The organism is Lacihabitans lacunae (assembly GCF_042649125.1).
Lineage (GTDB): Bacteria > Bacteroidota > Bacteroidia > Cytophagales > Spirosomataceae > Leadbetterella > Leadbetterella lacunae.
The window spans coordinates 2,781,678-2,806,824 of sequence record NZ_JBHRYQ010000001.1 but is presented as its reverse complement, the minus strand read 5'-3'; the positions used below and the strand labels follow the sequence as shown (position 1 = coordinate 2,806,824).

Below are 25,147 nucleotides of genomic sequence, written 5' to 3'. Positions count from 1 at the left end.
AATTGGTGATACATTTATGTACGCTAAGATTGTCATCGTCCCGTTGTTAGAGATAATATGTTATGTTTTTAAGTCATGTTTTTTTCTCTTTCTTATCTGCAGCCTTGAGACCGAAGGAGGGGCTACTTAGGATGAGGAATGATTAGAGGGGAGCATTCTTGCTTGGCCCAATCGCTTTCATCGCATGTCCTGCGGACACGACGGAAACTTAGCTGTTGGCAGAAGTTTTTATTTGATTATTTCTTCTTCTATAAAACTAAATGCGTTTTGAAACTTTGGCTTTATAACCATTTCTCCTTTATTGTTTATAAATCCAAATTTATTCCCAACTTTAACCGGTGCTAATCCAAATTTAAAATCTTTAACTTCATTGTAAATTGGTTCAATTACCACTTTCCCCATATTGTTAAGAAATCCAAATTTTAAATTTTTCCCTTTTTTTACTCCAAACATTCCAAGTCCCTCGCTAAAAAAATCAGTCACATCAAATTGAGGCTCTATTAAATAGTTGCCCTTGTTATCTATATAAGTCCATTTTCCATTTACCTCAACCGCTGCAAAACCTTCATTAAAATCACGAATAAGACCAAATTTTTTATCAAAGACAAATTCTCCTTTTTTATTAACAAATGCTGAAATCACACCACCAGTATTGTTAAGTCCTATTTGTATTGCTGCAAATTCTTCTGAAAATGGATTAACTCCATTGTAAATTGGATCTAAAATTATTTGACCATTATCATTTATAATGCCCTGTTTTCCATTTTCGTCTGCAATAGTTGAAAATCCTTCATGGAAAAGTATAGCCTTATTATTTAATTTGGACGTTGGAATTACATTTCCTAACGTATCAATAACAACTTGAACTCCATTTTTTGCAACATTAGCCCTCCCATTAAAAAAATAAGGTAGTGTTCCCCTAAATTCAAAGTCAGTATTAATCTTTAGGTTCCCTTTACTATCTATATATCCTAATTTCCAATTTAGAAAATTTTGTATTGAATCTGGTTTAAAAATTGGCAATAATCCATTAGTAAAAATTGGCGGTATAATTTGAGGAGTAATATTTGGAAACCATGAATATTTAAAATCTGAAATAATATAACCTTTAGTATCAATTAAGCCTAATTTTTCATTATTTACAACGGGAACCACTCCATCAACTCCCACCGGTCCGATTAAGTCATATTTTGGATCAATTACAAATATATTTGCCATATCAATTAAACCCCATCGTTGGTTAATTTTGGCTGATGCAAATCCAAATTGAAAGCACGAGACATCCTCATACATATTTGGCACAATTTGAATACCATTAAAATCCATAAAGCCATATTTTGTTCCATCAAAAGTTATTGCTAGTCCATTTGAAACACACAGGTTTTCGATTTTGTCTTTTCCAATTTCTTTTTCCAAAAAAAAATCGCCTTTTTGATCTATGAACCTCCATTCATCGTTGAAATAAACTTTAGAATATCTAAATGTTGATATTTTTTGAGCGGTTGATTTAAATTCAAGAAAAAGAAATATTATAATTAGTATATTTTTCATAATTTATAAAATGCTGAATCCTTTATAATTAAGTTTCGTTTTTTGTGGTAATGTTTTAAATTTCTGCCAACATTTGTATACCCCCCCAAATCCAGAAGTAGCATCTATATCGTTATTGTCTATTTTTTAGTTAACTGGTTTGTTATAAGTAACATATTCATTTGTAAGCGTTTGTTGTTGGATAATTTAGAAGTCTCTTTACTCCATTTTTATTCTTACAATATGCCAATTTACCTCAAAATCCCGAATAAAAAACACAACACATTCCACTATTGATTTAACGGCTAAAAATTTGCTTTTGGGTCTAATTTTCTCTTTGTTTTTTGAAACCGCCAAATTGGTATTACATTTATGTATGTCGCCTTATGGGCATCGGTTTGGGGTTCTGTTACTAGCAGCGTTTTTTGAAACTATAGTCTATGAAAAATATAAGGTATATCTGTTTGTTGCTCTGTGTGTTAGGCTTGGTTTTGGTGTCTGAGGGTGTAGCCCAAATAGACAAAAAAGCCAGCAAAGAAACCAAGGCTCTGTATAAAAACCTCCGGAAAATCTCTCGTTCTAACATCCTATTTGGGCATCAGCACGCCACCGAATATGGCCACGGCTGGTATGGAGACGCCAACCGCTCAGACGTAAAGTCGGTTACGGGGTCGCACCCTGCGGTTATCGGGGTAGACTTTAGCGGCTTGTCGGGCAGACCCAAGGAGGCCATAGAAAAAACAAAGGAAAGTCTACGTAAAAACATAGTGGATACCTACGACCGCGGTGGCGTCACTACGGTTGCCTGGCATTTTGCCAATCCGGCCTCCAAGGGCGGTTTTTATTGGGTAGACTCGGTTTCGGCCAATGCCATTTCGCTGATAAAAGTAGGCGGCACGCACCACGAGCAATACAAGGAAATTTTACAGACCATCGGCGAATTGGCTCACTCGGTGAAGGGCAAAGACGGCAAACTGGCACCCATGCTTTTCAGGCCCTTCCACGAGTTTGACGGCGATTGGTTTTGGTGGGGAAAGTCGCACTGCTCCAAAGAAGACTTTGTGTCGGTGTGGCAGTTTACGGTTTCGTATTTACGCGACAGCCTCGGCGTTCACAATTTCATCTACACGTTTTCGCCGGATAATAATTTCACTACCGAAGCGGAGTTTTTGGAGCGATATCCGGGAGATGCCTACGTAGATATGGTGGGCATGGATAACTACGGCGACTTTGGCAGATATGGCAAATATAACCTCGAGGCAGCCGCAATGAAACTCAAAATAGTGTCAGACTATGCCCTGAAAGTCAAAAAGTTAGCGGCCCTTACCGAGACAGGCTTGGAGTCGATACCTAACACCACCTGGTGGACAGAAACCCTCCTAAAAACCCTGCAAACAGAGAAACTCCGCTTGGCGTATGTGTTAGTTTGGCGAAACGACAGCCGCAGCCCCATGCACTACTATGCCCCATATCCGGAGCATGCGAGTGTGGCAGATTTTATGAAGTTTTACAATGCCCCGTACACTTTATTTGAAGCTGATTTGAAAAAAATATACAAACGAAAATTTTTAGGAATACTATGAAAAAGCTATTGGTACTGATCGCATTATTCTCGTTTTCTGTTTTGGCAAATGCCCAAAACCCGGTCGGAGTTTTTGAAAACCACGCTGACGTGGGCACGGTGCTGCTAAAAGGCTCCGCCACGTACGATAACGCCACCAAAACCTACACCCTCAGCGGTTCGGGCGAAAACATTTGGTTTAGAAAAGACGCCCTGCATTTTGCCTATAAAACCATGAAAGACAACTTTTTGGTCAGCACCCAGCCGAGCCTTGTGGGGCAGGGGGTAGACCCACACCGCAAGTCAGGTTGGATGGCCCGCGTAGATGCCGACTCGAGTTCGGCCATGGTCTGTTTGACTGTGCATGGCGATGGCCTCACGGCGTTTCAGTATCGCAAACTTAAGGGCGGTAACATAGAAGAAATAAAGATTCCGATGCTACAAGCCGACGTGCTGCAGCTGGAACGCCGCGGCAGAAGTTACATCGTTTCGGTGGCCAAGTTGGGGCAGCCTTTTTGGTCGGTTGAAATACCCGACTTTGACTTTCCGGCCGAACTTATGGTGGGGCTGTTTGTGTGTGCCCACAACAAAAACGTGCTCGAGAAAGCCACTTTCCAAAACACCCGAATTTTCGCTGAGGTGAAGTAAAAGACCGAATTTTCGTGCGGGTTTTCGTTCATTTTTTTGGGAGAAACAAAATCGGTATTTCTATATAAACCGTAAGCTCGGCAAGGCTTACTGTACGGCTGTGTTTTTACTGAAAAAAGCCTTTAAATACCTAAACAAATACGCACTGCCTACGCCAATAAGTGCTCCGGCTAGCACATCGCTCGGGTAGTGTACGCCCAGGTTTATTCGTGAGTAGCCGATTGCCAAAGCCCATAAAAAACTAGGAATCAGTACGTACCATCTTGGAAAAGCAAGGCTCAGTGCGGCGGCCAAGGCAAAGGCATCGGTGGTATGCCCCGAAGGAAACGACGGACTGCCACCGGAGGTCACTTTTTCTATAAATGTGTAGGTAATAAATGGGCGGGGCCTGTCTATCGAATATTTGAGTAGAGTAGAAATCAAGGAGGCGAGCAAAATGGTGCCCAAAATAGTGTAGGCTTTGGAGGTTATCAAACGGTCTTTTTGTATACGACCAAAAATTAAAATCAAAAGGGCCAGCCCAATATTAAATGGACTGACACTATCTGTTATTAATCGAAAAATGGGGTCATAGTTTCTATTCCGATCTAGATTTATGTTTTTCAGTAATTCTATGTCTGTTTTTTGCGAAAAAGCTAAAAATGAGAGGGCTAAAAATGTAATACATGCAAATGCGATTTTCATTTTCTAGAAATTATATGTGTTAAGCCACTTATGCGGTTTTTTGTGGTTTTAAAGCTCTAACTATCCGGATTCTTACTTTTTAGAATAGTTAAAACTCGCTTTTAGTTCATTCACTTTTTCCATGGGTGGGTTCTCCCACAATACCCGCTGCGTTTTTTGGATTATAGAAGAATCAAACGGTGCGATTTCCTTTTTATATTCGGCCTCAAAGTCAGCTCCCCAATACCCAAACGCGTCTTTTATGATGTCCACATATTCCTGCTCGATCACGTTTCTTTTGATGTCGCTGCTGGGGGCAAGTGTAAATTCGGGAAGGGCTCTGTACGCAAACACGGGGCCGCCCTCTATCACAAAATCTGAGATTAAATCCGTGACTTCAAACCGCTCGTAGCCCAGCTCCCAGCCGTCGTAAGTGGGCAAGTCTTCCTCTTTTACGATATATAACACCCCATTTACGCTTGAGTTTGGGTCTTCTTTGATGTTTAGATAGAGTAGGTTTTGAGGGAAAATAGTATCCCCGGCCATCACCACAAAATTCTTGTAATATTTGCCGTCGGTTTGCACCAAAGGCAAGTCAGCGGGCCACGCAAATGTCCACGACCGCCTGTGCTTACTCAGGTGGGCCGATAGAAATGGCCCGTCATATTGATTGACGAGTAGGCCCGTTTCTATAAACTTTTTGGACATCAGACAGCCAAAACCAAACATGCCCACATAGCCCTTCGGAATCTTGAAAACTTCCTTTTTCTTTTGGCAGCTCGCCATCACCATCACCAATACAATTACGAGCGAAAGGTCTTTTAGTAGTTTCATGCAATAGCCTTATTTTGAGATACTGTCTTGAGTTTTATGTACAATTTATGCAAATGTTTTTACCAAACAATCTCATACGCTCCGCTTTATCTTCAGGCAGAGATGCGAGGCTTATGGGCTTTTAGGCCAGTGAAACGTGTTTTTGTTAGGTTTTAGGCGTATTTTGAGCAATTTCTTGTTTTATAATCGGTCTGAAGGGCGAAAAACCTTAGGGAGCATAGTGGAGTAAAACAGCAAATCACCTCTTCCGCTACCTGTAGATACGCTGCATAATCTGCTCGCCCACTTTGGGTCTGTAATGTGAAAATTCGTAGTAATTGGTCTTGGGTTTTGTGAGATCATTTATGCCAGAAAAATCATAAACGTATGCACTGCCGAATATGCTTTTCAGTATATCGAGGTCTGTCTTGTTGAATTTGACCTGCTGATATAAAGGGCTGATAACAAACCTGTAGTGAGTGTTGTGCTTATTAAAAATCGACTTTATTTCATGTAACATTTTTTTCTGTTTTGCTGAAATTTTTGGCTTGGTTTCAGTCCGGAATACCCCATCTCGCACCGGAAATAAGTGATTCATTTTTTTGTAATATTCGGTTACTGACTCCGCCAACATTTGGTCTAATTCTACCCATTGGGTTTCATTACTTACAGGCGTAATTTTGGTTTTGAAAGGCTCTATAACCCCTAACATAAAGGGTGAGTATTTGCCCCAAATCAAACGTGAATAATAGCAAAACAGGAATTTTGGAGTCAAGTAACTCTTCAGAAACTCCCAATGGAATTTGTAAAAATTTTCACCCGACAAGACCGGATGTTTTATGAAAAGGTATCCCTTGGAGTTGTTTTCGGTCATGAAAGTCTCATCTTTTTCAACGATGATCAAAACGTTATTCAGTTTCAATCCCAAAGAATCTATCAACTTTATTTTTTTATAAATGCCATAAATGGTCTCACTGTAAGCATCATAGGTGAAGATTGTAGAAGAATCTGGAAGGTGCTTTTGCCATGCCGAATGTTGAAAAGCAACGGTTCGAGAGCTCCCCAAAATATACGAATCGTAGTTCTCCTTGCGGTAATTTCTCAAAAAAATGGTGGTAGAGATATAATCCTTGTTTCCGCTCGTAATCTTGCTTGAAAAATCATCGTATTCTTTGACCACATAAAAAGGATCGAAAATAAGGTATGCAACAAGCAAAATGGTCAAAAAACCACCACCGATAAGACAAAATTTGTAGATATCCCGGAGAAAGTTTTTCATGGTCAAAATTGGAAATAGATGAAGGTTTGTTCATTACCACTTTCGTATACCATTAGCAATATCAAAAAGTAATAAAATGACCATCTGACTACTTTTAAGCGTCTTTTGAGCAATTTTTGTAGGGCAAAGTCTCCATCTTTTCCATACCATTCTATCACTAAAAAGAATAGCACCAAAACTCCCACAACATAAGAGTTTTCGATATGTGCGAACGCTGGAGTAGTAAAGAATGACAGAGAGAAAATTTGTGTAAATATTAGTTTGATTTTGGTGATTGACGTAACCCTAAAGAAAATCCAAATTAAAGACACCAAAAGAAAGGTTTTTATTATTCTAAAAAAGTCAAAAACACCTAGCAGTAAGTCATTTTTAAGCCACTTGTTTATGCTTTCATCCAGTCGGCCAGTAAAAAGTTTTGGAATTAGAAAAAGCCAGTTTGCTAAGCTCCAAAGCACAAAATTCCAGCTGGCTCCGTGCCAAAGCCCACTCACGCACATCACAAAAAAAACATTAAAAATCCTCCTGAGGCTCCCCAAATTGCCCCCTCCCAGCGGTATATAGAGGTAATCTCTAAACCAAGAACTCAGAGAGATGTGCCAACTCCTCCAAAACTCTACTAAACTTTTGGCAAAATAGGGATAAGCAAAATTGCGGATAAGGTTAAAGCCTAATAACTTGGCGGTGCCGGCGGCCATTTCTGAATATCCCGAAAAATCGGCGTAGATTTGGAATGAGAAAAAAATAGCCCCTAAAAAATAGGTGCTCCCCGAAAGGTTTTGTGTATCATTGAAAATGATATCTGCAAAAAAACCGCAGTTATTAGCGATGACTAATTTTTTGAAAAGTCCCCAAAGAAATTGACGGACACCTTCCTTGGCCATCAGATAATCAAACTTGCGAGGTTTTTGAATTTGGGGCAAGAGGTGCGTCGCTCTTTCGATTGGCCCGGCTACTAGCAAAGGGAAAAAACTCACAAAAACTGCATATACTACAAAGTCTTGTTCGGGCGATATTTTGCGGGTGTAAACATCAAAAATATAAGAAATGCCGTGAAATGTATAGAAAGAAATGCCTACCGGAAGTAAAAGATTGAGGAAAATGGGGTCAACTTTCACATCAAAATAACCCAAAAAATGAGCAAAAGAGGCAGAGAAAAAATCGAAATATTTGAAGACACCCAATAGGCCCAAATTGACGATCAGGCTTAGTATAAATAAATTTTTACGTTGAGAATCAGAGCGGCTGTTATGAATAAGATGCGAAAGAAAATAATCTAAAAGAGTAGAAAAGAGCAACAAAAATGTAAACCGCCAGTCCCAAAAACCATAAAAAAAATAGCTGGCCGCAAAGAGCAGCAGGTTTTGGTTTCGTAGATTTTTCTTAAATGCGAACCAATACGTAATGAACACAACCAGAAAAAATGGAATAAACGCAAATGATACAAAGGACATTTTTTACCTATTTTTAAAGTAAAAATATTGTCAGTCTTTTGTAAATAAAAAGCCAATTTCAAATTCTAATAGTAATCTAATTGGTCTCTTATCCGAATTTAATATTGAGTTTTTTGCACATAAAAAACTTGCAAATTTACCCTTGAAATTAAGGCTTTTCTCGGTTACGTTTTTGTGTTATCGGAGGGGATTATGGGCCTTTGGGCAAGTGCTGGGCAAATTGTATTTTTTGAGCTATTTTTCTCTTAAGGGTTGTTTTTAGGGTGGGGGAGAGGGGCTTAGAAGGGTGAGGTGGAAAATGCTGACAATAATGCTGGATAACCGTTTCTCCGAGTAAGGGTAAAAGTCTCTAAAGAAGCAAAAAGTTTAAGTGTATAACCACCCAAACTTTGATTGCGGTCAGGGTGGTCCGACAAATCAGCTTTCTTCTACTTTGCTGAATGTTATGCGGTCACCATTCTTCATTTTCGTTATAGTTCTTCAATTTTCTTTACATATTTTCTGTTTTCAACTGCAACTAAGTCACACTTATTCTGTCCGACAAAAAACGCTGAATAAGCCCAAGTGTTAGTCGGTCTCTTTAAATCTTCAAAGTAATATTGTCCTGAAACTTCAAAGTCCAACATTGCAAGTTCAAATGGATAAATTTTATACAATGCTTTCAATACACTTGTAAAAAAGTCGGTTAACTGTTTAGGTACTTTTGGGTTTTCAGTCCAAGTTTCATATTCTGACCCAAAGACCTTTTCAATTGCTGCCGTGTAGAAGCATATGTCAAACCAATTGAATCCAGTTTCGATAGGCTCGTCTTCCCAGATATTATAAGTCATAAATGGAATATCAAAATTTTCAAGTCTTATAAGTCCGCGGTGTTGAAAATTTTTAATGTTTGTCTCAATTACCTTAAAGTCTTCGTCAAAAGGTCCTGAAACATTATTCAGTGTCCAAATAAAGTCGGTATAAAGTTTGATCGGGGTGTTGTCAATACTTGGGCAAACCTGAATAGCAAGTTCATAGAAGCCACCGCATCTTAAATCTTTGTCAAGGAATATGTCTTTTTCTTCAGTCATTCTTTAATCATTGGCTGTCGTCCTATGGTGCCGCATAACGGCGAAGCTATGCGATCGGAGCTGCCGATAGGCGGGCTGGCGTATAGCTATGTGTTACCTGGTGGTTTTATTTATTCAGTTCAATTATAATTTCTTTTTTATTTTTTCAATTTCAATTTTATATTCTTCTATATATTTTATGTCATTTTCTTTTGTGGCTAAATCCAGAGCTAACTGTTCAGACTCTAAAGCTTCTTTTGGTCTTCCAGTTTTAAGAAGTAAATGGGCATGGGTGTCATAAAAATATGATTTAGGTTTCAATACAGTTGATTGTAATGACCAATCTGTCGCTTTTTCCAGTTCTGATATATCATCTATTAACAGATAAAATACCCATGATACTCGGTTTAAGGCATCAGCGGTATATTCATCATATCTGTTTTCTTCAATTTTTCTTAATTTATCTTTATCCTTTCTGTCTTCAATCACCTTGGAAGTTAAAGTGTCCAAATTTTCTTTTGATACTAAGCTAAAAATATAATCACCATTAATGAGTTCTTTTTCAACAAATTCATTCTTTTTTATTGAGTAATCTTTTAAAAAGAATTCAGCGAATTGATTGCCATATTTAATTAGATTTTCGGTGTCATTAGTTTGCGAGTAAAAATTAATTTTTTCTTCCAATATTTGCTCGCTAATTATGTGTAAACTCAGTTTATCGTCGTATAATGGAATACCTTCAAATTCAAAAGAATTGTTTTTAATAACTTTTCTATTGTATTTTTCCTGTAAAAAAGTTGCTTTTTCAAATTCTTCTTTGTCCATAGACATCTGAGCTGCCTCAGAAATGTTTTGAATTAATACTAATTGATAATATTCCCAATTTTCATCTTCTGGTTTTTCAGTTTGTAAAATATATTCTACGATTGGGTCATCTGTTTTAAATTCTTGATTATTAATAATCTGAATTATTTCTGTTGTGATTTCAAGTTTCCTTTTTGCATACTCATTAAATAAGTTTTGGGATTTTAAATGCACTTCAGAATTTAGCAAGACCAATTCATATAATTCTTTATCTGTGATGGAATTATTGTCTAATTTCTCTTCTAATATTTGTCTTTTTTCTAATTTTATTTTAGCCTTACTAAGTGTATCCTTAAGAACCTCAAAAATATCTACTCCTATATGTGCTGAATTAATAGGATTATAAAAATCTAAAGCATTTCCATTTTCATCAAATAATATAAAATTTGGGGTATAGTAAAGAATGAAGGTTTTTTGAATAGCATTATTAACTAAGTCTTCAGAATTTGTATTTAACTTATAAATGACATATTCATTTTCTAATAGTTCTCTATTTTTTTGAATTTTTAAAATTGAGTCAAGTTTTTTATCATCTGTTATATCTTGATAATCAATTAAACTTTGATCATATCTAATTATTAGTAGAGGTTTTTTTTCCTTTTTCGAGGCTTCAAATGCTTGTTGAATATTCATTTCGTTAATTGATTGTGAAAAAGCAGTTTTGAAAATAAAAATTAAAAAAAATATACTTAAAAGTGTTCTGGGAGGCATATTTAATTATTCTAAATTTTGTTAATAAATAGGTGTTTTTTATTTTACTAGAAGGTAACGAGTGGCTTAACGCTACTGTTTTTTAAGTAGTGTTTTTGTTAGTTATTTATTTTTGTATTAATTGTCTAATTATAAGTGATTTATCTATTTGTAAGCCTTCGTTGTTGGATAATTTTTAAGTGTGTTTACTCCATTTTTATTCTTACAATATGCCAATTTACATTATTTTTTTTAATCATAAATCATACAAACCCAAGTATTGATTTATCGGTCAGTTTTTGGGTTTTTTGTCCGTTTTTTGTTCACTTTTTTCAAGTTCTATGATCGCATCTATGAAGGTGTTTGCGTGTAGTTCTTTTAGGGTGGCGTAGGTTTTTTTGTCTTGCTGTGCCTGTTCGGCTATTTCGTATTTCATTTCTTGGTATTTCTGCCTTGCCCATTCATTTTTCCTCAAAAAATCACGTGACAAAATATGCCTTTCCAGTGCTTTGCTGCCAACCGGGCACACATAAAGATGATGTGTGATACGGTCTAAAACGGCGTGGTGTTGGTTTTCGGTGCGTTTAAAAACCTCTCTTTGGGCCAAGCCTTGGTTGCCATTGTGGTAGTATCCGTTTTGTATCAGAGCCTCTTTTATCTGCTCAAAATCACCTTGGTTTTCGTAGATAATATTCAAGTATATGATGGCTTTGGCGTCTAAACCGGGCACAGAAGTGCTCCCAATGTGTTCTATTTGGCAATTGATCCCGTGTAGCCCTATCTCAAGTTCGTGTTTTAAGTCTTCAAAGTCTTTGACCCAATCGGCGGTATATTTCTTGATTAACATGATGCTTTGGCGAGGCGTTTTTATATGTGCAAATTGGGGAAAAAAGTCAATTCTACAATGAAACTTCGCAGGGTCCCTATCGGAGACTCTGCTAAAGCAAGTCAATTTCCCAATGAAACTTCGGAGATTAAGTATCTATTGACTAAAAAATAGCAAATGATACACTAGAGCTACTAAAATTCGAAAAGCACTACTAGTAAAACCAAAACCTAACATAACGAAAAACCCATAGTGGGTAAAAGCGGTTAAAAACTACGGGCACGCCTAGTGCGAAGGTTAAGTTCAATCCTACGTGGCCCGATTGCTTTCATCGCATGTCCTGCGGACACGACGAAAGCTTGGTTGTTGGTGGCTGGCGTTTTATTGTCCGTTCAAAATTTTGCTTACAAATTCTGTCCATTCGTATTGTGGAATACTTTTGTCTAAATAGTAGTCTGGTTGTATGCCTTTTTCATCAATCGTAAAGTCTGGTATTCGCATACTTCTTGAAAGCGAATAACCTAATTGAAATTCTTTACAAGGCGATTCTGCAAAATACATATTAGAAATGTCCAATACTCCAAATGTAGTTACTCCAAACAGTTTAACTTTTTTACTTTGTTTAGCTTCTAAAAGAAATTGTTCGGCTGTGCTACCGTTTGCTTCGTTAATAATAACACCAACATTTTGAGGAAAAGGATAAATCGCATCCATTTTATCTTCCGAAACTATGTGTTCGTTCAGATTTACAAATTGTCCCAACTTACTTTCTAATTTGTCATACGATTTTTTCGCCCATTTTTTACCTTCATCATCAAAGCCATATTCAGGTTTATTGATAAAATCCAACATTCTTTGATTGTTAAGTTTGGTAGATAAAAATTCAACGCCGACTGTTCTTATGGGGTTGGTGTACAAGTATGGAATGATTGAACTATAAGAAGCGTCACTTCCGCCACCGTTGTTTCTGATGTCAATAATGAGATTTTTTGTTGCACGTATTTTATCTTTATTTACATTTAGGACACTATCAATACTTCTTTTGTAACTTTTGTTGAACGATGGTATCCTCAGATATAATGTAGTTTCGTTTAGTTTTTCTAGGTATGGTTGTCCTGCATTTAACGCCTTGAAGTATTGTACGTATCTAGGCTCATCTTCAATTTTAGGATAAATTCTTGAAAGACTAAAATTGCCTATTTGTAGATGATTGTTTCCCGTCATTGTTAAACTATTGGATTCCACAGCGGAATGGTCACGCACATAGAAAACAGAATTTGCTTTGTCTTCTGTTATGCTGAATTTTAGTTTTACTTGTCCTTTTGTCCAAGTTTCTGCACCAGATTCTATAATAAAACCAATGTATTTATCGCCTTCTTTTTTGATTCCAATTTTATATGGTTTGGTTTCCCAAATTCCCTCATAATCAGAAGTTTTCTTTTGGTCTAAATATTTTTTGAAATCTTCTGTTTTGATAGTGTAAGTTTCCCAATCAGAAAATTGTTTTTCCGATTTTATAGGATTGGTTTGTTGCGGTTGCTCGTTAAGCCTTATTGCAATATGACCCGAACGGAAGAATTTTAGCCACTCATAGAGTATAGGTGTGCACGCGTTAAGAGTCTTAGCATTTTGTACTTTTTCTAAAATTCTTTTATTATGGTCTTCGTATGTTTGTTCACCTTTGGTTTTTAGGGCATATTGAAATCCAGCGTCATTTTCTTCAAAGGTTTTCTTTACCCATTCATAGTTGGTTTTGCAATCACAGTCTTGGGCAAAAGAGAATGTTGTTGTAAACAGTAAAATGATTAGAATTAAATTTCTTTTTGTCATAATGTTGTTAATTTAACGAATCGTTGTTTTACGCTTGCAAGTAAAGTTTTGGGCTTTTGGCAGGTGGGGAAATAGAATTCCTTATGTTAAGCCATAGTACAAATGAATGTTAAAGTTCCTATTGTTCAAACACTTCCCTCAGCCCCACTTGACACAAGGAGGTGTTAGCAAACTTTAATCTTCTAAGACTAACTTTATTAGGTTTGAATCTTTATCTACTCCTATCAAATAATTTGGATTTTCTGTCAATATAAATTTGCAAATACCTTCAATTTTATATAGTAAATTTCCATCTAAACTCCATATCATCAAATTATCTTCAATTGTAGTAAAAAGCAATTTTGATTGGAAAAATTCCATACTTTTTATCATGTATTTAAATTCAGTTGTTTCCCATTCATACCCAAAATGTTCTCGAGATTTTAATTCAATTCTATCAAGTTTAGGTAATGTAAAAATGGTATGTCGCCCGTGGCTAGAACATATGGCAATTTTATTTTCATCAGTACTGAAAACCATATTATTACAACCAAAATTATGAGATACTTTAAATTGTTCCTTATAATTTGGCTCATAAGTAGGATGTGCCCAAACTGTTATTTTTTTATTATTTTTTAAGTCATATAGATATTGTTTCGTTTGATGGCCTCCTGTGAAAAATAACGAAAAATCTTCAGTAAATTTATGGATACTGTTAAACGTAACGCTAGGAAGAGTTGATTTAACACTATTATCAATGCTTAGAATTGAGTAGATATTGTCTTTATAAATAAATAGCTCCTCATTTTTTTGATTGATATTTACTAATTTCCCATTGATCTTAAATCTGTTAATCAAATCACCTTTTTTGTCAAAAAAACCTAGATTTTTATCGTCGAATTGGCCGATTATTACTTCTTTGTTTTTTAAGAAAAAATGTTCATAAATTCGCAATTGTTTGGAAGGTTTCTTATCATCATTTAACTCTATCTTGAATTTTAATTCGCCATTAATAATTGAATAAAAATATTGGTCTAAATACCATAGATTCAAACTTTCGATAAAGCCTGCTCTAATTTCTGTATAAGCAGATTCTCCTATTTTAATAATTTTATTTTCAAAAATTTTATCACCATTTTTATCCCATAAAATTCCTCTCCCGTTTTCATGGACTGTTATGAAGTTTTGTCCATTTTCTGAAGCGAATAGATTTTCTAATTTTGGTAAATTTGTAATTTTGAATTCGGAATTTATAAAAATATTACCTTCAATTTTAAAAGTTTCATTAGTTTTAATTTTATTGTAATTGGTATTTATATTATCTTCTTTTTCGCCGAATATTTTTTGAAGCGTATAATTTATTCGATTAAAATGGTGGTTGTTAGTTATATTTTCTTTCTCAAGAATAATTGCCTTTTTACTGTTTAGAATTTGAGAAGCTTGTTCTTTCAAATTCAAAAAAAGATATACATTCTCCAATTCATCAATTTTATTGGCAAGTTCCGGATTTGAAAGGATTATATTCCAATTGGAAAATTGGCTAAAAATTGATAAAGATTTAGAAAGTATATAGGTTTTAATTTTTTCAATTTCATTAAAATTATGGTGGTTTTCATCAAAAATTTTGGAATAAATTACAAATGATTCATGAATTCTCATTAAGGATTTATCAGGATAAATTGATTTTAAATTTTTATCCAACCAAGCCCTCAGTTTACTAGAATATAAATCAGTATCAAAATGTACATTAAACCTTACTCCACCGGTGCTATTTAAATAAACATGGTCTAAAAAAGAATTAAATTTGATATCACATTTAAATTCTCCGTTTTCAATTTTGAATTTATTTTGCTTTTCAAAAAAAACAAAACCAGATTCTGTTATTGATTTTATAAAGTCTTCATTTAAGACCTCCTTAATACTTATGTCTATCCCTTCCTTTAAGTTCATTTTTTGATTTCGGTGATGTAGTTTTTTTATGTTTGCTAACGAGTGGCTTAACGCTACTGTTTTTCGAGTAACGTTAATATCGCTTATCTATTTTTGTATTAATTGTCTAGTTATAAGTAATTTATTCATTTGTAAGCCTCCGTTGTTGGATAATTTTCATGTGTGTTTACTCCATTTTTATTCTTACAATATGCCAATTTACATTATTTTTTTTAATCATAAATCAAACAAACCCAAGTATTGATTTATCGGTCAGGTTTTGGGTTTTTCGTGGGTTTTTTGTCCACTTTTTTCAAGTTCTATGATCGCATCTATAAAAGTGTTTGCGTGTAGTTCTTTGAGGGTGGCGTAGGTTTTTTTGTCTTGCTGGGCCTGTTCGGCTAGTTCGTATTTCATTTCTTGGTATTTCAGTCTTGCCCATTCATTTTTCCTCAAAAAATCGCGTGACAAAATATGCCTTTCCAGTGCTTTGCTGCCAACCGGGCACACATAAAGATGATGTAAGATACGGTCTAAAACGGCGTGGTGTTGGTTTTCGGTGCGTTTAAAAACCTCCCTTTGGGCCAAGCCTTGGTTGCCATTGTGGTAATATCCGATTTGTATCAGGGCCTCTTTTATCTGCTCAAAATCACTTTGGTTTTCGTAGATAATATCCAAGTCTATGATGGCTTTGGCGTCTAAACCGGGCACAGAGGTGCTCCCAATGTGTTCTATTTGGCAATTGATCCCGTGCAGCCCTTTCTCAAGTTCGTGTTTTAAGTCTTCAAAGTCTTTGACCCAATCGGCGGTATATTTCTTGATTAACATGATGCTTTGGCGAGGGGTTTTTAGATGTGCAAATTGGGGAAAAAAGTCAATTTCTCAATGAAACTTCAGCAGAGTCCCTATCGGAGACTCTGCTAAAGCAAGTCACTTCCTCAATGAAACTCCGCAGAGTCCCTATCGGAGGCTCTGCTAAAGCAAGTCAATTTCTCAATGAAACTTCCGCAGAGTCCCTATCGGAGACTTTGCTAAAGCAAGTCAATCAAAAATCAGGGTGTCGACTTGTGCTAAGAGCCGTAAAAAAAGTAAGGATGAAGAGAGGCGTTTTTTTTATGAAAGTTAATTGAGAACTGTATTGGTTTTTATCTAAATCCGATTTAAAAGCCTTTAGGTTTATTTCAAATGCTTTTCCTAACAATTTTAACTACTCTGCTAAGGTTTATTTCGGCGAGGTTCCAATCGTAACCGTTAAAATTGGTGGTGTTGTTAAACTGCACCACCACCATGTCGGCGTCTTTGTAATATTTGGCAAAGCTCTGATAGCCAGGTATTAGGCCTGTGTGTTCGTATTCATAAATAGCCGAATATATTTCCTGCTCACCAGGGGCAAAGGCCGAGCCGTCATTGAGTGCTCGTATAAATTTGCCCACGTCTTCGGCTGTGGCCAACATACCAAAATCATTGGTTTTTAAGTCTTCGTCGTAGCCTACATAGTAGCCACTCATCACGTCGGCGATGTTTACTTCACTCAGCGAAGCGTAGGTGTTAGTGAGGCCAAGTGGGGTCAAAATAGCCTCTTTGATGTATTGGTCGTGACTGTAACCTACTGTTTTATCGATAAGTTGAGAAATCAGCAGATAGTTGGTATTTGAGTATTCGTAGTCTGTGCCGGGCTCAAACTTGGCGGGCAAATCGAGGGCGAGTTTTAGGGTTGCTTCTGTGGTTTTGGGCGGGTTAACCCAAAAGTTCGGATAGTCTGTAAAGTTGGGTATGCCGCTGCGGTGCTGCACCATCATTCTGAGGGTGATTTTGTCTGCGTGCTCTATGCGTGTGGCCAATTCGGGAAAATACTCGGCGAGGGTTTTGTCTAGCGAGAGGCGTTTGGCATGTACCAACTTTGCGATGGCCAAGGCGTTGTATAACTTACTGATGCTGGCTATTTCAAACAGGGCATTTGGCTTAGCCGGAATCTTGTTTTTTCGGTCGTGCCAGCCTGCGGTGTAGTATTCGGGTGGTTTGCCTCCTTTGTCCACATACACGATAATGCCGTCAAATCCGTTGGCGATGGTATCTTGCAATTGCTCCTCAACGGTGTTTGGCAAGGGCATAATCCAGGCTTTTACCAATACCCACGGCACAAAATATAGGGAGCCAATACTAGCGAGAATAAAGATGATTTTGAGAATACGTTTTGTTTGTTTCATGGCATGTTTTTATGAGGAAACCGTAATTTTTTCTCGCATAACTGCTATTAAATTACAGTTTTAATTTTGGACAAAACACTTAGTTTTCTTGGTAACCAAAATGCAAACCTAAGCCTTACGGTTTATCGTCTTATTTCAAAAATAAAAACATTCTTTAAAACTAGCACTAAAGTCGGTGGTTTTTAATTATTGTCGGCATACAATAAAATAAATAAAAATAGTATTCCTTAAAATCTTAAAAGAGTCCGTTCTGAAAATTTGAAACACAGTAAGTAAAATTGGTTTAAAATATTTAAAATCAAATTTTTAGAGAGGATCATTCTTTTAAGAGTGTTTTTTTGACTACTTTTTTTCAAAAAAAGTAGGGCCCCACCGGCAAGGTGACGCTTAGTGATTTTTAGTAGTACTTTTAAATAAAAGTCGAAAATGCACCCTTTTACTAATTTGGAGGCCATTTTTTGATTAAAAAAGTTTAGTGGGTCGCCTGTGGTTTTTAATTGAGCATAATTGTGTTTTGATAGTTAACATAATAGCTTTTTTTGTCAGTTTTTATACCAAAAAAAAATGCGAACCTTCGATTTGGGCAATGGTTCGCACTTGGTTAAATTGGGTGTCTAATGACTTATTTCCAAGTCACGATATCACTAATGTCTCTTCTCGATTTTGCAAAAGGCGGATCTGCTTTTCTATGGCCAAAAGCCACCATATATGATAAGCCATATTTGTCTGTGTCGATGCCAAATTTCTCCCTCAACAGTTCCTCGACTTTCTCTTCGTGGAATCCTTCTATCGGACAGCTGTCTATTCCTGTCAAAGCTGCGGCGGTCATCATGTTGCCCAAGGCTATGTAGGTTTGTTTAGATGCCCAGTCAAACAGTTTTTTGTCGGTATCTAAGTTAAAATCACGCTCCTGAAACTCCCTGTAAAATTTTAAGTAACCCTCAATTCTCTCATCAGAAAGTGACTTCACCTCTTTCATCATGTGCATGATGTATTCAGAGTCCCACTTGGTCATGGGTGCTTTCATGCTTAGGCCCAATACAAAATGGCTGGCGGTATCAAGTTTTAAGGGTGCTCCCCAGGCCACGGGTTTAATCAATTCGCGAAGCTCTTGGTCTTGCACTACTACAAAATGCCAAGGCTCAAACCCAAACGAACTTGGAGACAAATGGGCGGTTTCTAAAATAAAATTTATTTCATCGTCCGATAGTTTTTTTGTGGGGTCAAATTCTTTGGTGGCGTGTCTAAATTGAAAAGCATTGATAATGTCTTCTTTCGAAATATTTGGTGTATGCATCGGTTTAAAATTTGTTACTATAATTTTTATAGTTGCAAAAGTAAGTATAGTATTTTACCTTTGCAATAACGGTCAAAAAGGATAGTTTAATATTCATTCAGATTATGTATAGTTTTAAAGGAAAAGAATACCCCTGCTGTGCGAGTTTAACCATGGGCATGATAGGAGGCAAGTGGAAAACGGTGATTTTGTTTCACTTGCGAGCGGGCAAACTCCGCTACAATGAGCTGAGAAAAGAAATGCCTACTGTAACCGAGCGGACCTTAAGCTTGCAGTTAAAAACCTTGGAAGATGACGGCATAATCTGCCGGACGGTTTATACCTCTAAACCGCCCTTGAAAGTGGAATATTCGTTGACCGAATTTGGTAAAACACTGGTGCCCGTAATAGAGGCTATTGCGAATTGGGGTGTTTTTGCTGTGGAAAACTATGGGGAGTAATTTCCTGAGCAAATTGATGTTTTTTGATCGGTTTTACTGATTTTGAGTCATTGAATTAAACTTGCGTTTCGCTCCATAGTTTTTTGTATTTTTTGTATTTCTTATACAAAACTACGGTTATTATGGGATGAATGATGACAAACAAAATGACATTTAGCTGCTGATATGTGATGCCTATGGCACTGCTTACTACCTGCATAAGTTTTACGCAAATCCAAAAAATTGTTTCCATTTAAAGTGATTGTTTATTTATATATATTTTCAAAGAAGAACTTACTATTTGGTATTGGATTGATTTAAAAGTGCTTATGTGATTCAGTTAAAAGTAATGTTTCTATTCGAAAAGTAAATTTAGGTTTTTTTTGAAAATAATGCTTGATTTTTTTCTAGACTACGAGCTTTTGGAAAAATATGACCAGGCCTTCTTCTTAGTTTTTTTACAAAATTTAAACTTGCTGTTTCAGAAATATATGATTCTTTTTTGAATGGGAAGGGTGTGGTTTTATATATGTTTATCACCAAAAAAGGAGTTTCTCAGTGCTGAGAGAAACTCCTTTTTGCTTTTATTACTTCGTAAGTTTTTTAACCGAAAATACGCATCTGATTTCTGCTTATTTTACCGTGAGTTTGTAATGTGGGGTAGGGTTTAGCGGGCACGAGTACACGTATTCTCCTGCTTTTAGTTCCACTATTCCGGTGTATTGGGTTTCTCCTTTTTTGACTAAGTTGGTCGTAAATGAATTTGGCACCGCGGTTTTCATTACGTCGCCTTTAGCGTCTGCGGCTTTTTGGATTACAAACCCCAGATCCTTCGCTACGTTAGCGTTGGTTACTTTAAACTGGTATTTGCCAGGCTTTAAGTTTAAGTTTTTGGTCGAAAACTCACGTGACGTCTGTGTTAATTCTATGATGGTCACGTCTTTTTCTGTTGTTTGTGCCGAGGCGTTTAGGCTTCCCAAAAAGACACTTACTGCTACCAATACGGATGTGAAAATTGTTTTTTTCATTATTAAAATTGATTATTTGTTAAAAGATTATTTTTGGCATCCGACTAAAGTAAATTTTAGAAATAAATTGGCTTCAAATTGCCTTCAAGATACTTTTTTGTCTTGAGTGAAAATGCCACCGTAATTACTTTGTGTCGGCTGCCGCCTAGGCCTTCATTTTTCCGGTAGGCCGGACCCTTCAAAAAAAAACGAATCGGAGTGGCGTACCACCAAAAAAAACAGCACGGCAACGGCCAACCACCCAGCAAACTCACGCACTCAAAATTCTTTTAATCAGTAGTTTAAATTAGGAATATTTTCGGAAAAGAATTTCGATTGCGTTCAAACAGTGCTGGCTGTTATAATGAATAAAACTTATTTATTTTTATTCAGATACCAGTAAAAGATTATTTAAATTTTTGCTCAATACATTTTTGGGTTGTAGGCCATTTTGTCTGCCTACCATTTTGCCATTTTTAAAATAAAACAAGGCCGGAATACTCTTTACGTCAAACTGTTGCGAGAGTTCTGGGTTTTTGTCGATGTTTATTTTTGTGATGCTTACCTTGTCTTTAAACTCCTCATCTAAAGCCTCTAGTGTAGGATGCAAGGCTTTGCAGGGTCCGCACCAATCGGCGTAAAAGTCGACCAATACCACGTGGTTGTTTTCTATGGTTTCCGTAAAATTCGTTTTGTTTAATTGCTGTATCATGTTTTTTAATAATTTGATAATGCAAAGATGGGGCAAGCACAGGGGCAGGTGATAGGCAGTTTTGCCCGATAAGTTTGCAATTATTCCCTTTTTTGAAATTCTCCTGTTATACTGCTTGGTATAAGTGCTTTTTAAAGGAAATAAAAGGCCAACTGAATAGCATTTTGGTACGCGGGTCTTTTATAAACTTCAGATTTAAAGTGTATTTTTGAGGTCAAAACAATCAATATCTTATGTTTGAAATTCCTTGTTTACTTGCCGATCAGCGTGGTGTTTCTTTTTTTTCTACCGCCGAATACCCCAAAAACAAGCGAGGTGGTATGCTACTTTCCGAACAGATTGCCGTTATAAACTTTAGATTTCGAGAGAGTGAGGCGGGTTATACCACAGATTGGCACTTGGCTGGAGATCCTACTTTGATTATCATACAAAAAGGAACATTACGGATTTGGCTTCAAAACGGAAGTTTTAAAGATTTTGGTGCGGGTTCTCAGTTTATCGCCGCGGATAATCTTTCGGAAGGCGTGATTTTTGACCCAACAAAGCACGGCCACAAAGCCGAAGTAATAGGAAGCGAAACGTTATTTGCTATTCACATTAAACTGGTTAACTTTTATCTTCCTTCGTGATTTTTTGACTTTTGGTTGGGTTTTAGTTTTCTAAATTTTCTTTTGATTTAATAATTGTTACTTGAATCTAACCCCTCAAAGAAACTTTTGAAGGGTATTTTTGAAATATTTAGCACTGTCTGCCGCACTTTGTTTTGAGTTACTTGCAAAATTTCCACCTTGTTCTAAATAGTAATATTCAAGGCCCGACTTTTTTGGGTCAGGCAAAATGTTTTTGTAGTCTATCGAGCCATTTCCCAGTTCGGTATAGTCGCGGGTAACTTTGTCTATGTCTTTCACGTGCCACATCACAAACCTGCCCGGCTGTGCGGCTATCAGCTCCTTTGGGGTAGATTTTGACGAGTGCATCACCCAATACATATCCATCTGCAGTTTGACCAATTTGGGGTCGGTTTCTTTCAAAATTATGGTGTAACCATTTTGGCCGTCGTGGTCATCAAATTCAAAGCCATGGTTGTGATACGCAAAGCCTAGTCCGGCATTTGTGACTTGTTCGCCTATGCGGTTGAGTTTTTCGGACATCAGCTTAAAGTTTGAGAGCGTTCTTTGCTCCGGAGATATCCACGGCCATGTTATGTATTTGCTGTTTAGTGTTTTGGCTCCGCTTATGCACTGGTCCACAAAACGCTTCAGCTCGTCGTTTGATTTCTCTAAATACGGATAAAATCCATAATGCCCGCTACTCACTGAGAGGTTTAGGTCGTCTAATATTAGTTTAAACTCCGCCGATTTATAGCCGTAATATTTATCGTTTTCGTTGTCATATCCATAGATTTCGAAGTCTTGATATCCTACCGATTTTAAAAATTCGAGTGTTTTTATGGGATTTTTGGCCATTTCGTCTCGGATAGAGAAAAGTTGGTAGCCCATTTTGAACTTTGGTTTGGCCACTTCGCCAAAACCCGATGCCGGCAACATAGCAGCAAGGCCGATTAGTCCCGAATTCTCGATAAATTTACGTCTGTTCATTTTCTAAGGTTGAATTTTGATTAAAATCTGTTTATCAAGCGTGTGGCTTAGTAAAGCTACTTTTTCTAAACGCTATCCCTTCTAAAAGGGGATAAAGATATCCCTTAAGTTTCAGTCCTTCGTGTTTTTTGTTTTAGAAAAATAAAGCTTAAAAGGCAATTTGTGATTAGATCCTAACACCTGCTATAACCGTAAATCGGCATGTTGTTTTGCCTAAAGTTTGCTTCCTTGAATTAAAATGCTGGCTCTAATTGACTGTTCTTTGAGATGCAAAAACTTTTTTCTTTCTTCGTCTTTTTTAAAATTGTCAAAGTCTTCTTGGCTATCAAATTCTACTAGATGAATTTCATAAGGCTTTTCAATATTTTTTTCTATAATACAGTTATCTGTTGGTCGAATCCTTAAAGTAAGTCTGCCGTTATATTTTGAAATGGCTGGAATTGCAACGTCTTCAAATTGATGAAAAATCTCTTCCTGGCCTTCAATAACATATATAAGTTGAATTAAATGAATCATATCAATAGTTGTTTTATTCTGAGTAATTGCCAATTGCTTTTTTGGCTTTTTGGTTATGTTTAAAAATCATTTTTTCTGTTGCTTTTATTCCTGAGCTTGTGTTTGTAGCTAAGGTTTCGCGGGTGTTGTTTTTAGCAGTTCTGCTTATTGTGACAGCGAAAATCTTACGTTTTTATGGGTGTGTAAAATTACTTAAATACTTGAAATTAAGGGTGCTATATTTAATAATATGCGATATTTTTTTTTCTCCCAAAAAACTAATTTATAATGCGATGTCATATTCCATTCTCTCTGCTGTTTGCTTGGCTATTTCAAGTCCGAATAAGCGACTAATGATATGAAAGGACATGTTGATACCCGCAGATATTCCGGCTGAAGTCAGAAGGTTTCCTTGGTCCACAAATTTCACTTTTCTAATTACCTTAACCCGCGGATAGTCGTTTTCTAGCCTGTCTAAATCCATATAGTGTATAGTTGCGTTTTTATCGTTGAGGATGCCGCATTCGGCAAGCAGCAATGCACCCGTGCAAACCGAAGCCAGGATATTTACTTGTGCATACTGTTTGTTAATCCAATCAAGCACGTTTTTATTCTTGATTTCTATTTCTTCTGCACAATAATTGTTCTAGTAATTGTTTCACACATCATTGGAAAGTCCATAGTATTAATGGTTAATAATTTATTGGTTAGTATAGTCAATTTAGTTTTTTTAATTGACTTTTATTAAACAGACATAATTTTTTAATATTTTAACTTGGTCTTTTAGTTCCTTACTCGATTGCGATGGTGATAAATTAAGTTTTTTAGAATTCGGTAGCATGTCATACAAATTTAGCAAATAGGAAATTTTAATAGCATAATTTACATTTTCCACCTCCATCCCAACCGCTTTGCTGTTAAGTCGAGCAGATGTAATTCCAATAACATCCCCTGAATTATTAAATAGTGGACCACCACTATTTCCAGGTTGTAATGGAACGGATATTTGATAATACCTCATATCGTCATCAATACCTGAAATAGAACTTACGATTCCGTCAGTTACTTTATAATTTGTTCCCATAACATCATTTAAAGGATAACCAATTGTAAATGCTTTTTCTCCTATATCGGCTTTTTCAATTAATGAATATGGTATTTCAGATAATCCTTTAAATTTATCGTCTTCAATTTTTATTAAAGCAACATCGTTTTTACTATCTACAAGTAAAACTTTAGCGGAATATCCAAAATCCCCAATTTCATTTGAAATTTGAATATTTATCGTCTCTGCATTTTCAACTACATGAGCATTTGTGGCTATAATTCCATTGGGAGTCAAAAAGAAACCACTGCCAGAAGATTTTTGGACTTTATTGAATGAAATATCACCGTCTACTAGAGGATACATTTTTATGAATTTATCCTGAGTTTTTTCTCCTGTGTTTATATCCTTTAGTTCAATTGAAAGTATTGCCTCATTTTCTATATTGGCGAAAGATTGGTATGGTTTTTTATTTCCCATATACCATTTTGCTGAATAAAATCCTTTCATTGAGCTTTGCTCAAAAATTGCTTTTACTTCACCAGGCTTCCAATGATTATATTCACACTCGATAATAATTGCTTTATATTTATCATCCTTACGTATAATTCCAATTTTGTAATATGGCATAACTTCACTTTGGTAAGACTCATAAATACCTTCTATGATATCTAATTTATTTTTGGACAAATATTCTTTAATTGATTTTTCTGTTTCATTTGTAAATTCAACTTCTGGAAGATTTGCTAACAGTTTGTTTTGTACTGATTTAGTGTAGTCAAATTTGAAATAATAGGAATTAAAATCAGCCATAGCACGTTTCGTTGCATTTTGAAATCCTGACTTATAAGACATAACCACAGAACCTGTATTTCCTTGTGTTAAATAAACTGTTTCATTATTACAGTTAATAAATTTTATTGTAACATAATCAGGTGTAGAGGAATAAAAATTTGCTGTGTGCTCAATCATACAAGAAACCGTATAACATGGATTATTTTTAATTTCTTCAGTTATACCTGTTTCTTCTATAATTTGAAATTTGGATTTTTCTAAATTTCTGATAACAGTTTGCCTAATTCCCCATTTGTCAAATGTACCGTCATTATATCGAAGCGATGGTACATAAACATATTTATAACCATTCAAATTTTGAATTATGCTTTGAGGAAAAGCTTGAATTTGAATTAATATCAAGAAACCAAAAATTTGTAAAATCTTTTTCATATCATTTTTATTTATTATTGCTCTTAAC

Annotated in this window: 24 protein-coding genes; 4 read left to right on the top strand and 20 right to left on the bottom strand. The window is 36.0% G+C overall.

All coding sequences use genetic code 11. The features are described 5' to 3' along the window. Window positions 1–228 precede the first annotated feature (228 nt). On the bottom strand, window positions 229–1,551 hold the full coding sequence (locus ACFOOI_RS12230; protein WP_379838265.1) for a WG repeat-containing protein: 1,323 nt from the start codon (window positions 1,549–1,551) through the stop codon (window positions 229–231). A gap of 419 nt (window positions 1,552–1,970) precedes the next feature. Here ACFOOI_RS12230 and ACFOOI_RS12225 point away from each other — a divergent pair, with 419 nt between their 5' ends. Both ACFOOI_RS12225 and ACFOOI_RS12220 read left to right on the top strand, forming a co-directional pair. After that, window positions 1,971–3,113: a glycoside hydrolase family 26 protein gene (locus ACFOOI_RS12225; protein WP_379838264.1), complete on the top strand. Its 1,143-nt coding sequence runs from the start codon at window positions 1,971–1,973 to the stop codon at window positions 3,111–3,113. Continuing rightward, on the top strand, window positions 3,110–3,739 hold the full coding sequence (locus tag ACFOOI_RS12220) for a hypothetical protein (protein ID WP_379838263.1): 630 nt from the start codon (window positions 3,110–3,112) through the stop codon (window positions 3,737–3,739). Before ACFOOI_RS12225 ends, ACFOOI_RS12220 begins: the two co-directional genes overlap by 4 nt. 87 nt (window positions 3,740–3,826) lie before the next feature. Here ACFOOI_RS12220 and ACFOOI_RS12215 read toward each other — a convergent pair whose 3' ends face one another. The 12 genes from ACFOOI_RS12215 to ACFOOI_RS12160 form a co-directional block, all read right to left on the bottom strand. Then, a complete protein-coding gene (locus ACFOOI_RS12215) occupies window positions 3,827–4,423 on the bottom strand; it encodes a phosphatase PAP2 family protein (RefSeq protein WP_379838262.1) in 597 nt (198 codons plus the stop codon). A gap of 72 nt (window positions 4,424–4,495) precedes the next feature. Continuing rightward, complete coding sequence (locus tag ACFOOI_RS12210; RefSeq protein ID WP_379838261.1) at window positions 4,496–5,236, bottom strand: gamma-glutamylcyclotransferase family protein; 741 nt, start codon at window positions 5,234–5,236, stop codon at window positions 4,496–4,498. 250 nt (window positions 5,237–5,486) lie between these two features. After that, window positions 5,487–6,494 carry a hypothetical protein gene (locus ACFOOI_RS12205; protein WP_379838260.1) on the bottom strand — a complete coding sequence of 336 codons (1,008 nt, stop codon included), beginning with the start codon at window positions 6,492–6,494 and terminating at the stop codon, window positions 5,487–5,489. Window positions 6,495–6,496: 2 nt separating this feature from the next. Beyond that, window positions 6,497–7,945 (bottom strand): MBOAT family O-acyltransferase, encoded by a 1,449-nt coding sequence (locus ACFOOI_RS12200; RefSeq protein ID WP_379838259.1) that lies wholly within the window; start codon window positions 7,943–7,945, stop codon window positions 6,497–6,499. A 470-nt stretch (window positions 7,946–8,415) separates the two neighbouring features. After that, complete coding sequence (locus ACFOOI_RS12195; RefSeq protein ID WP_379838258.1) at window positions 8,416–9,015, bottom strand: hypothetical protein; 600 nt, start codon at window positions 9,013–9,015, stop codon at window positions 8,416–8,418. 123 nt (window positions 9,016–9,138) lie between these two features. Continuing rightward, a complete protein-coding gene (locus ACFOOI_RS12190) occupies window positions 9,139–10,491 on the bottom strand; it encodes a hypothetical protein (protein WP_379838257.1) in 1,353 nt (450 codons plus the stop codon). A 349-nt stretch (window positions 10,492–10,840) separates the two neighbouring features. Beyond that, complete coding sequence (locus tag ACFOOI_RS12185; protein ID WP_379838256.1) at window positions 10,841–11,395, bottom strand: GrpB family protein; 555 nt, start codon at window positions 11,393–11,395, stop codon at window positions 10,841–10,843. A 360-nt stretch (window positions 11,396–11,755) separates the two neighbouring features. Continuing rightward, the gene (locus tag ACFOOI_RS12180; RefSeq protein WP_379838255.1) at window positions 11,756–13,204 is read right to left on the bottom strand and encodes a S41 family peptidase; all 1,449 of its coding nucleotides are present in this window, start codon (window positions 13,202–13,204) and stop codon (window positions 11,756–11,758) included. Between the two features lie 174 nt (window positions 13,205–13,378). Continuing rightward, entirely contained in the window at window positions 13,379–15,133 is a 1,755-nt protein-coding gene (locus ACFOOI_RS12175; protein ID WP_379838254.1) for a hypothetical protein, read from the bottom strand. A 252-nt stretch (window positions 15,134–15,385) separates the two neighbouring features. Next, entirely contained in the window at window positions 15,386–15,940 is a 555-nt protein-coding gene (locus ACFOOI_RS12170; RefSeq protein ID WP_379838253.1) for a GrpB family protein, read from the bottom strand. A 353-nt stretch (window positions 15,941–16,293) separates the two neighbouring features. Then, window positions 16,294–17,319, bottom strand: coding sequence for a serine hydrolase domain-containing protein (locus ACFOOI_RS12165; protein ID WP_379838252.1), 1,026 nt, complete (start codon window positions 17,317–17,319; stop codon window positions 16,294–16,296). Window positions 17,320–17,941: 622 nt separating this feature from the next. Beyond that, the gene (locus tag ACFOOI_RS12160) at window positions 17,942–18,616 is read right to left on the bottom strand and encodes an NAD(P)H-dependent oxidoreductase (RefSeq protein ID WP_379838251.1); all 675 of its coding nucleotides are present in this window, start codon (window positions 18,614–18,616) and stop codon (window positions 17,942–17,944) included. Window positions 18,617–18,720: 104 nt separating this feature from the next. Here ACFOOI_RS12160 and ACFOOI_RS12155 point away from each other — a divergent pair, with 104 nt between their 5' ends. Further along, the gene (locus ACFOOI_RS12155; protein WP_379838250.1) at window positions 18,721–19,056 is read left to right on the top strand and encodes a winged helix-turn-helix transcriptional regulator; all 336 of its coding nucleotides are present in this window, start codon (window positions 18,721–18,723) and stop codon (window positions 19,054–19,056) included. A 55-nt stretch (window positions 19,057–19,111) separates the two neighbouring features. Here the strand turns inward: ACFOOI_RS12155 and ACFOOI_RS12150 are convergent, their stop codons facing one another. The 3 genes from ACFOOI_RS12150 to trxA form a co-directional block, all read right to left on the bottom strand. Next, on the bottom strand, window positions 19,112–19,288 hold the full coding sequence (locus ACFOOI_RS12150) for a hypothetical protein (protein ID WP_379838249.1): 177 nt from the start codon (window positions 19,286–19,288) through the stop codon (window positions 19,112–19,114). A gap of 379 nt (window positions 19,289–19,667) precedes the next feature. Continuing rightward, entirely contained in the window at window positions 19,668–20,063 is a 396-nt protein-coding gene (locus ACFOOI_RS12145) for a hypothetical protein (RefSeq protein WP_379838248.1), read from the bottom strand. A gap of 364 nt (window positions 20,064–20,427) precedes the next feature. Beyond that, the gene (gene trxA / locus ACFOOI_RS12140) at window positions 20,428–20,754 is read right to left on the bottom strand and encodes a thioredoxin (protein ID WP_379838247.1); all 327 of its coding nucleotides are present in this window, start codon (window positions 20,752–20,754) and stop codon (window positions 20,428–20,430) included. 233 nt (window positions 20,755–20,987) lie between these two features. Here trxA and ACFOOI_RS12135 point away from each other — a divergent pair, with 233 nt between their 5' ends. Continuing rightward, window positions 20,988–21,383, top strand: a complete 396-nt coding sequence (locus ACFOOI_RS12135; protein WP_379838246.1) for a hypothetical protein — start codon at window positions 20,988–20,990, stop codon at window positions 21,381–21,383. Window positions 21,384–21,458: 75 nt separating this feature from the next. On the opposite strand, the gene ACFOOI_RS12130 is transcribed toward ACFOOI_RS12135, so the two are convergent. The 4 genes from ACFOOI_RS12130 to ACFOOI_RS12115 all read right to left on the bottom strand — a co-directional run bounded on the left by ACFOOI_RS12130 (window position 21,459) and on the right by ACFOOI_RS12115 (window position 25,119). Beyond that, entirely contained in the window at window positions 21,459–22,352 is an 894-nt protein-coding gene (locus tag ACFOOI_RS12130; RefSeq protein ID WP_379838245.1) for a sugar phosphate isomerase/epimerase family protein, read from the bottom strand. Window positions 22,353–22,565: 213 nt separating this feature from the next. Beyond that, window positions 22,566–22,868 carry a DUF1330 domain-containing protein gene (locus tag ACFOOI_RS12125; protein WP_379838244.1) on the bottom strand — a complete coding sequence of 101 codons (303 nt, stop codon included), beginning with the start codon at window positions 22,866–22,868 and terminating at the stop codon, window positions 22,566–22,568. 262 nt (window positions 22,869–23,130) lie between these two features. After that, the gene (locus ACFOOI_RS12120; RefSeq protein ID WP_379838243.1) at window positions 23,131–23,451 is read right to left on the bottom strand and encodes a DJ-1/PfpI family protein; all 321 of its coding nucleotides are present in this window, start codon (window positions 23,449–23,451) and stop codon (window positions 23,131–23,133) included. 126 nt (window positions 23,452–23,577) lie between these two features. Then, window positions 23,578–25,119, bottom strand: coding sequence for a S1C family serine protease (locus ACFOOI_RS12115; RefSeq protein WP_379838242.1), 1,542 nt, complete (start codon window positions 25,117–25,119; stop codon window positions 23,578–23,580). Window positions 25,120–25,147: the final 28 nt, after the last annotated feature.

Bases quoted from the DNA above. Each gene is read 5' to 3' on its own strand.
- ACFOOI_RS12230 (WP_379838265.1), bottom strand. From the start codon at position 1,551: ATGAAAAATATACTAATTATAATATTTCTTTTTCTTGAATTTAAATCA.
- ACFOOI_RS12225 (WP_379838264.1), top strand. From the start codon at position 1,971: ATGAAAAATATAAGGTATATCTGTTTGTTGCTCTGTGTGTTAGGCTTG.
- ACFOOI_RS12220 (WP_379838263.1), top strand. From the start codon at position 3,110: ATGAAAAAGCTATTGGTACTGATCGCATTATTCTCGTTTTCTGTTTTG.
- ACFOOI_RS12215 (WP_379838262.1), bottom strand. From the start codon at position 4,423: ATGAAAATCGCATTTGCATGTATTACATTTTTAGCCCTCTCATTTTTA.
- ACFOOI_RS12210 (WP_379838261.1), bottom strand. From the start codon at position 5,236: ATGAAACTACTAAAAGACCTTTCGCTCGTAATTGTATTGGTGATGGTG.
- ACFOOI_RS12205 (WP_379838260.1), bottom strand. From the start codon at position 6,494: ATGAAAAACTTTCTCCGGGATATCTACAAATTTTGTCTTATCGGTGGT.
- ACFOOI_RS12200 (WP_379838259.1), bottom strand. From the start codon at position 7,945: ATGTCCTTTGTATCATTTGCGTTTATTCCATTTTTTCTGGTTGTGTTC.
- ACFOOI_RS12195 (WP_379838258.1), bottom strand. From the start codon at position 9,015: ATGACTGAAGAAAAAGACATATTCCTTGACAAAGATTTAAGATGCGGT.
- ACFOOI_RS12190 (WP_379838257.1), bottom strand. From the start codon at position 10,491: ATGAATATTCAACAAGCATTTGAAGCCTCGAAAAAGGAAAAAAAACCT.
- ACFOOI_RS12185 (WP_379838256.1), bottom strand. From the start codon at position 11,395: ATGTTAATCAAGAAATATACCGCCGATTGGGTCAAAGACTTTGAAGAC.
- ACFOOI_RS12180 (WP_379838255.1), bottom strand. From the start codon at position 13,204: ATGACAAAAAGAAATTTAATTCTAATCATTTTACTGTTTACAACAACA.
- ACFOOI_RS12175 (WP_379838254.1), bottom strand. From the start codon at position 15,133: ATGAACTTAAAGGAAGGGATAGACATAAGTATTAAGGAGGTCTTAAAT.
- ACFOOI_RS12170 (WP_379838253.1), bottom strand. From the start codon at position 15,940: ATGTTAATCAAGAAATATACCGCCGATTGGGTCAAAGACTTTGAAGAC.
- ACFOOI_RS12165 (WP_379838252.1), bottom strand. From the start codon at position 17,319: ATGAAACAAACAAAACGTATTCTCAAAATCATCTTTATTCTCGCTAGT.
- ACFOOI_RS12160 (WP_379838251.1), bottom strand. From the start codon at position 18,616: ATGCATACACCAAATATTTCGAAAGAAGACATTATCAATGCTTTTCAA.
- ACFOOI_RS12155 (WP_379838250.1), top strand. From the start codon at position 18,721: ATGTATAGTTTTAAAGGAAAAGAATACCCCTGCTGTGCGAGTTTAACC.
- ACFOOI_RS12150 (WP_379838249.1), bottom strand. From the start codon at position 19,288: ATGGAAACAATTTTTTGGATTTGCGTAAAACTTATGCAGGTAGTAAGC.
- ACFOOI_RS12145 (WP_379838248.1), bottom strand. From the start codon at position 20,063: ATGAAAAAAACAATTTTCACATCCGTATTGGTAGCAGTAAGTGTCTTT.
- trxA (WP_379838247.1), bottom strand. From the start codon at position 20,754: ATGATACAGCAATTAAACAAAACGAATTTTACGGAAACCATAGAAAAC.
- ACFOOI_RS12135 (WP_379838246.1), top strand. From the start codon at position 20,988: ATGTTTGAAATTCCTTGTTTACTTGCCGATCAGCGTGGTGTTTCTTTT.
- ACFOOI_RS12130 (WP_379838245.1), bottom strand. From the start codon at position 22,352: ATGAACAGACGTAAATTTATCGAGAATTCGGGACTAATCGGCCTTGCT.
- ACFOOI_RS12125 (WP_379838244.1), bottom strand. From the start codon at position 22,868: ATGATTCATTTAATTCAACTTATATATGTTATTGAAGGCCAGGAAGAG.
- ACFOOI_RS12115 (WP_379838242.1), bottom strand. From the start codon at position 25,119: ATGAAAAAGATTTTACAAATTTTTGGTTTCTTGATATTAATTCAAATT.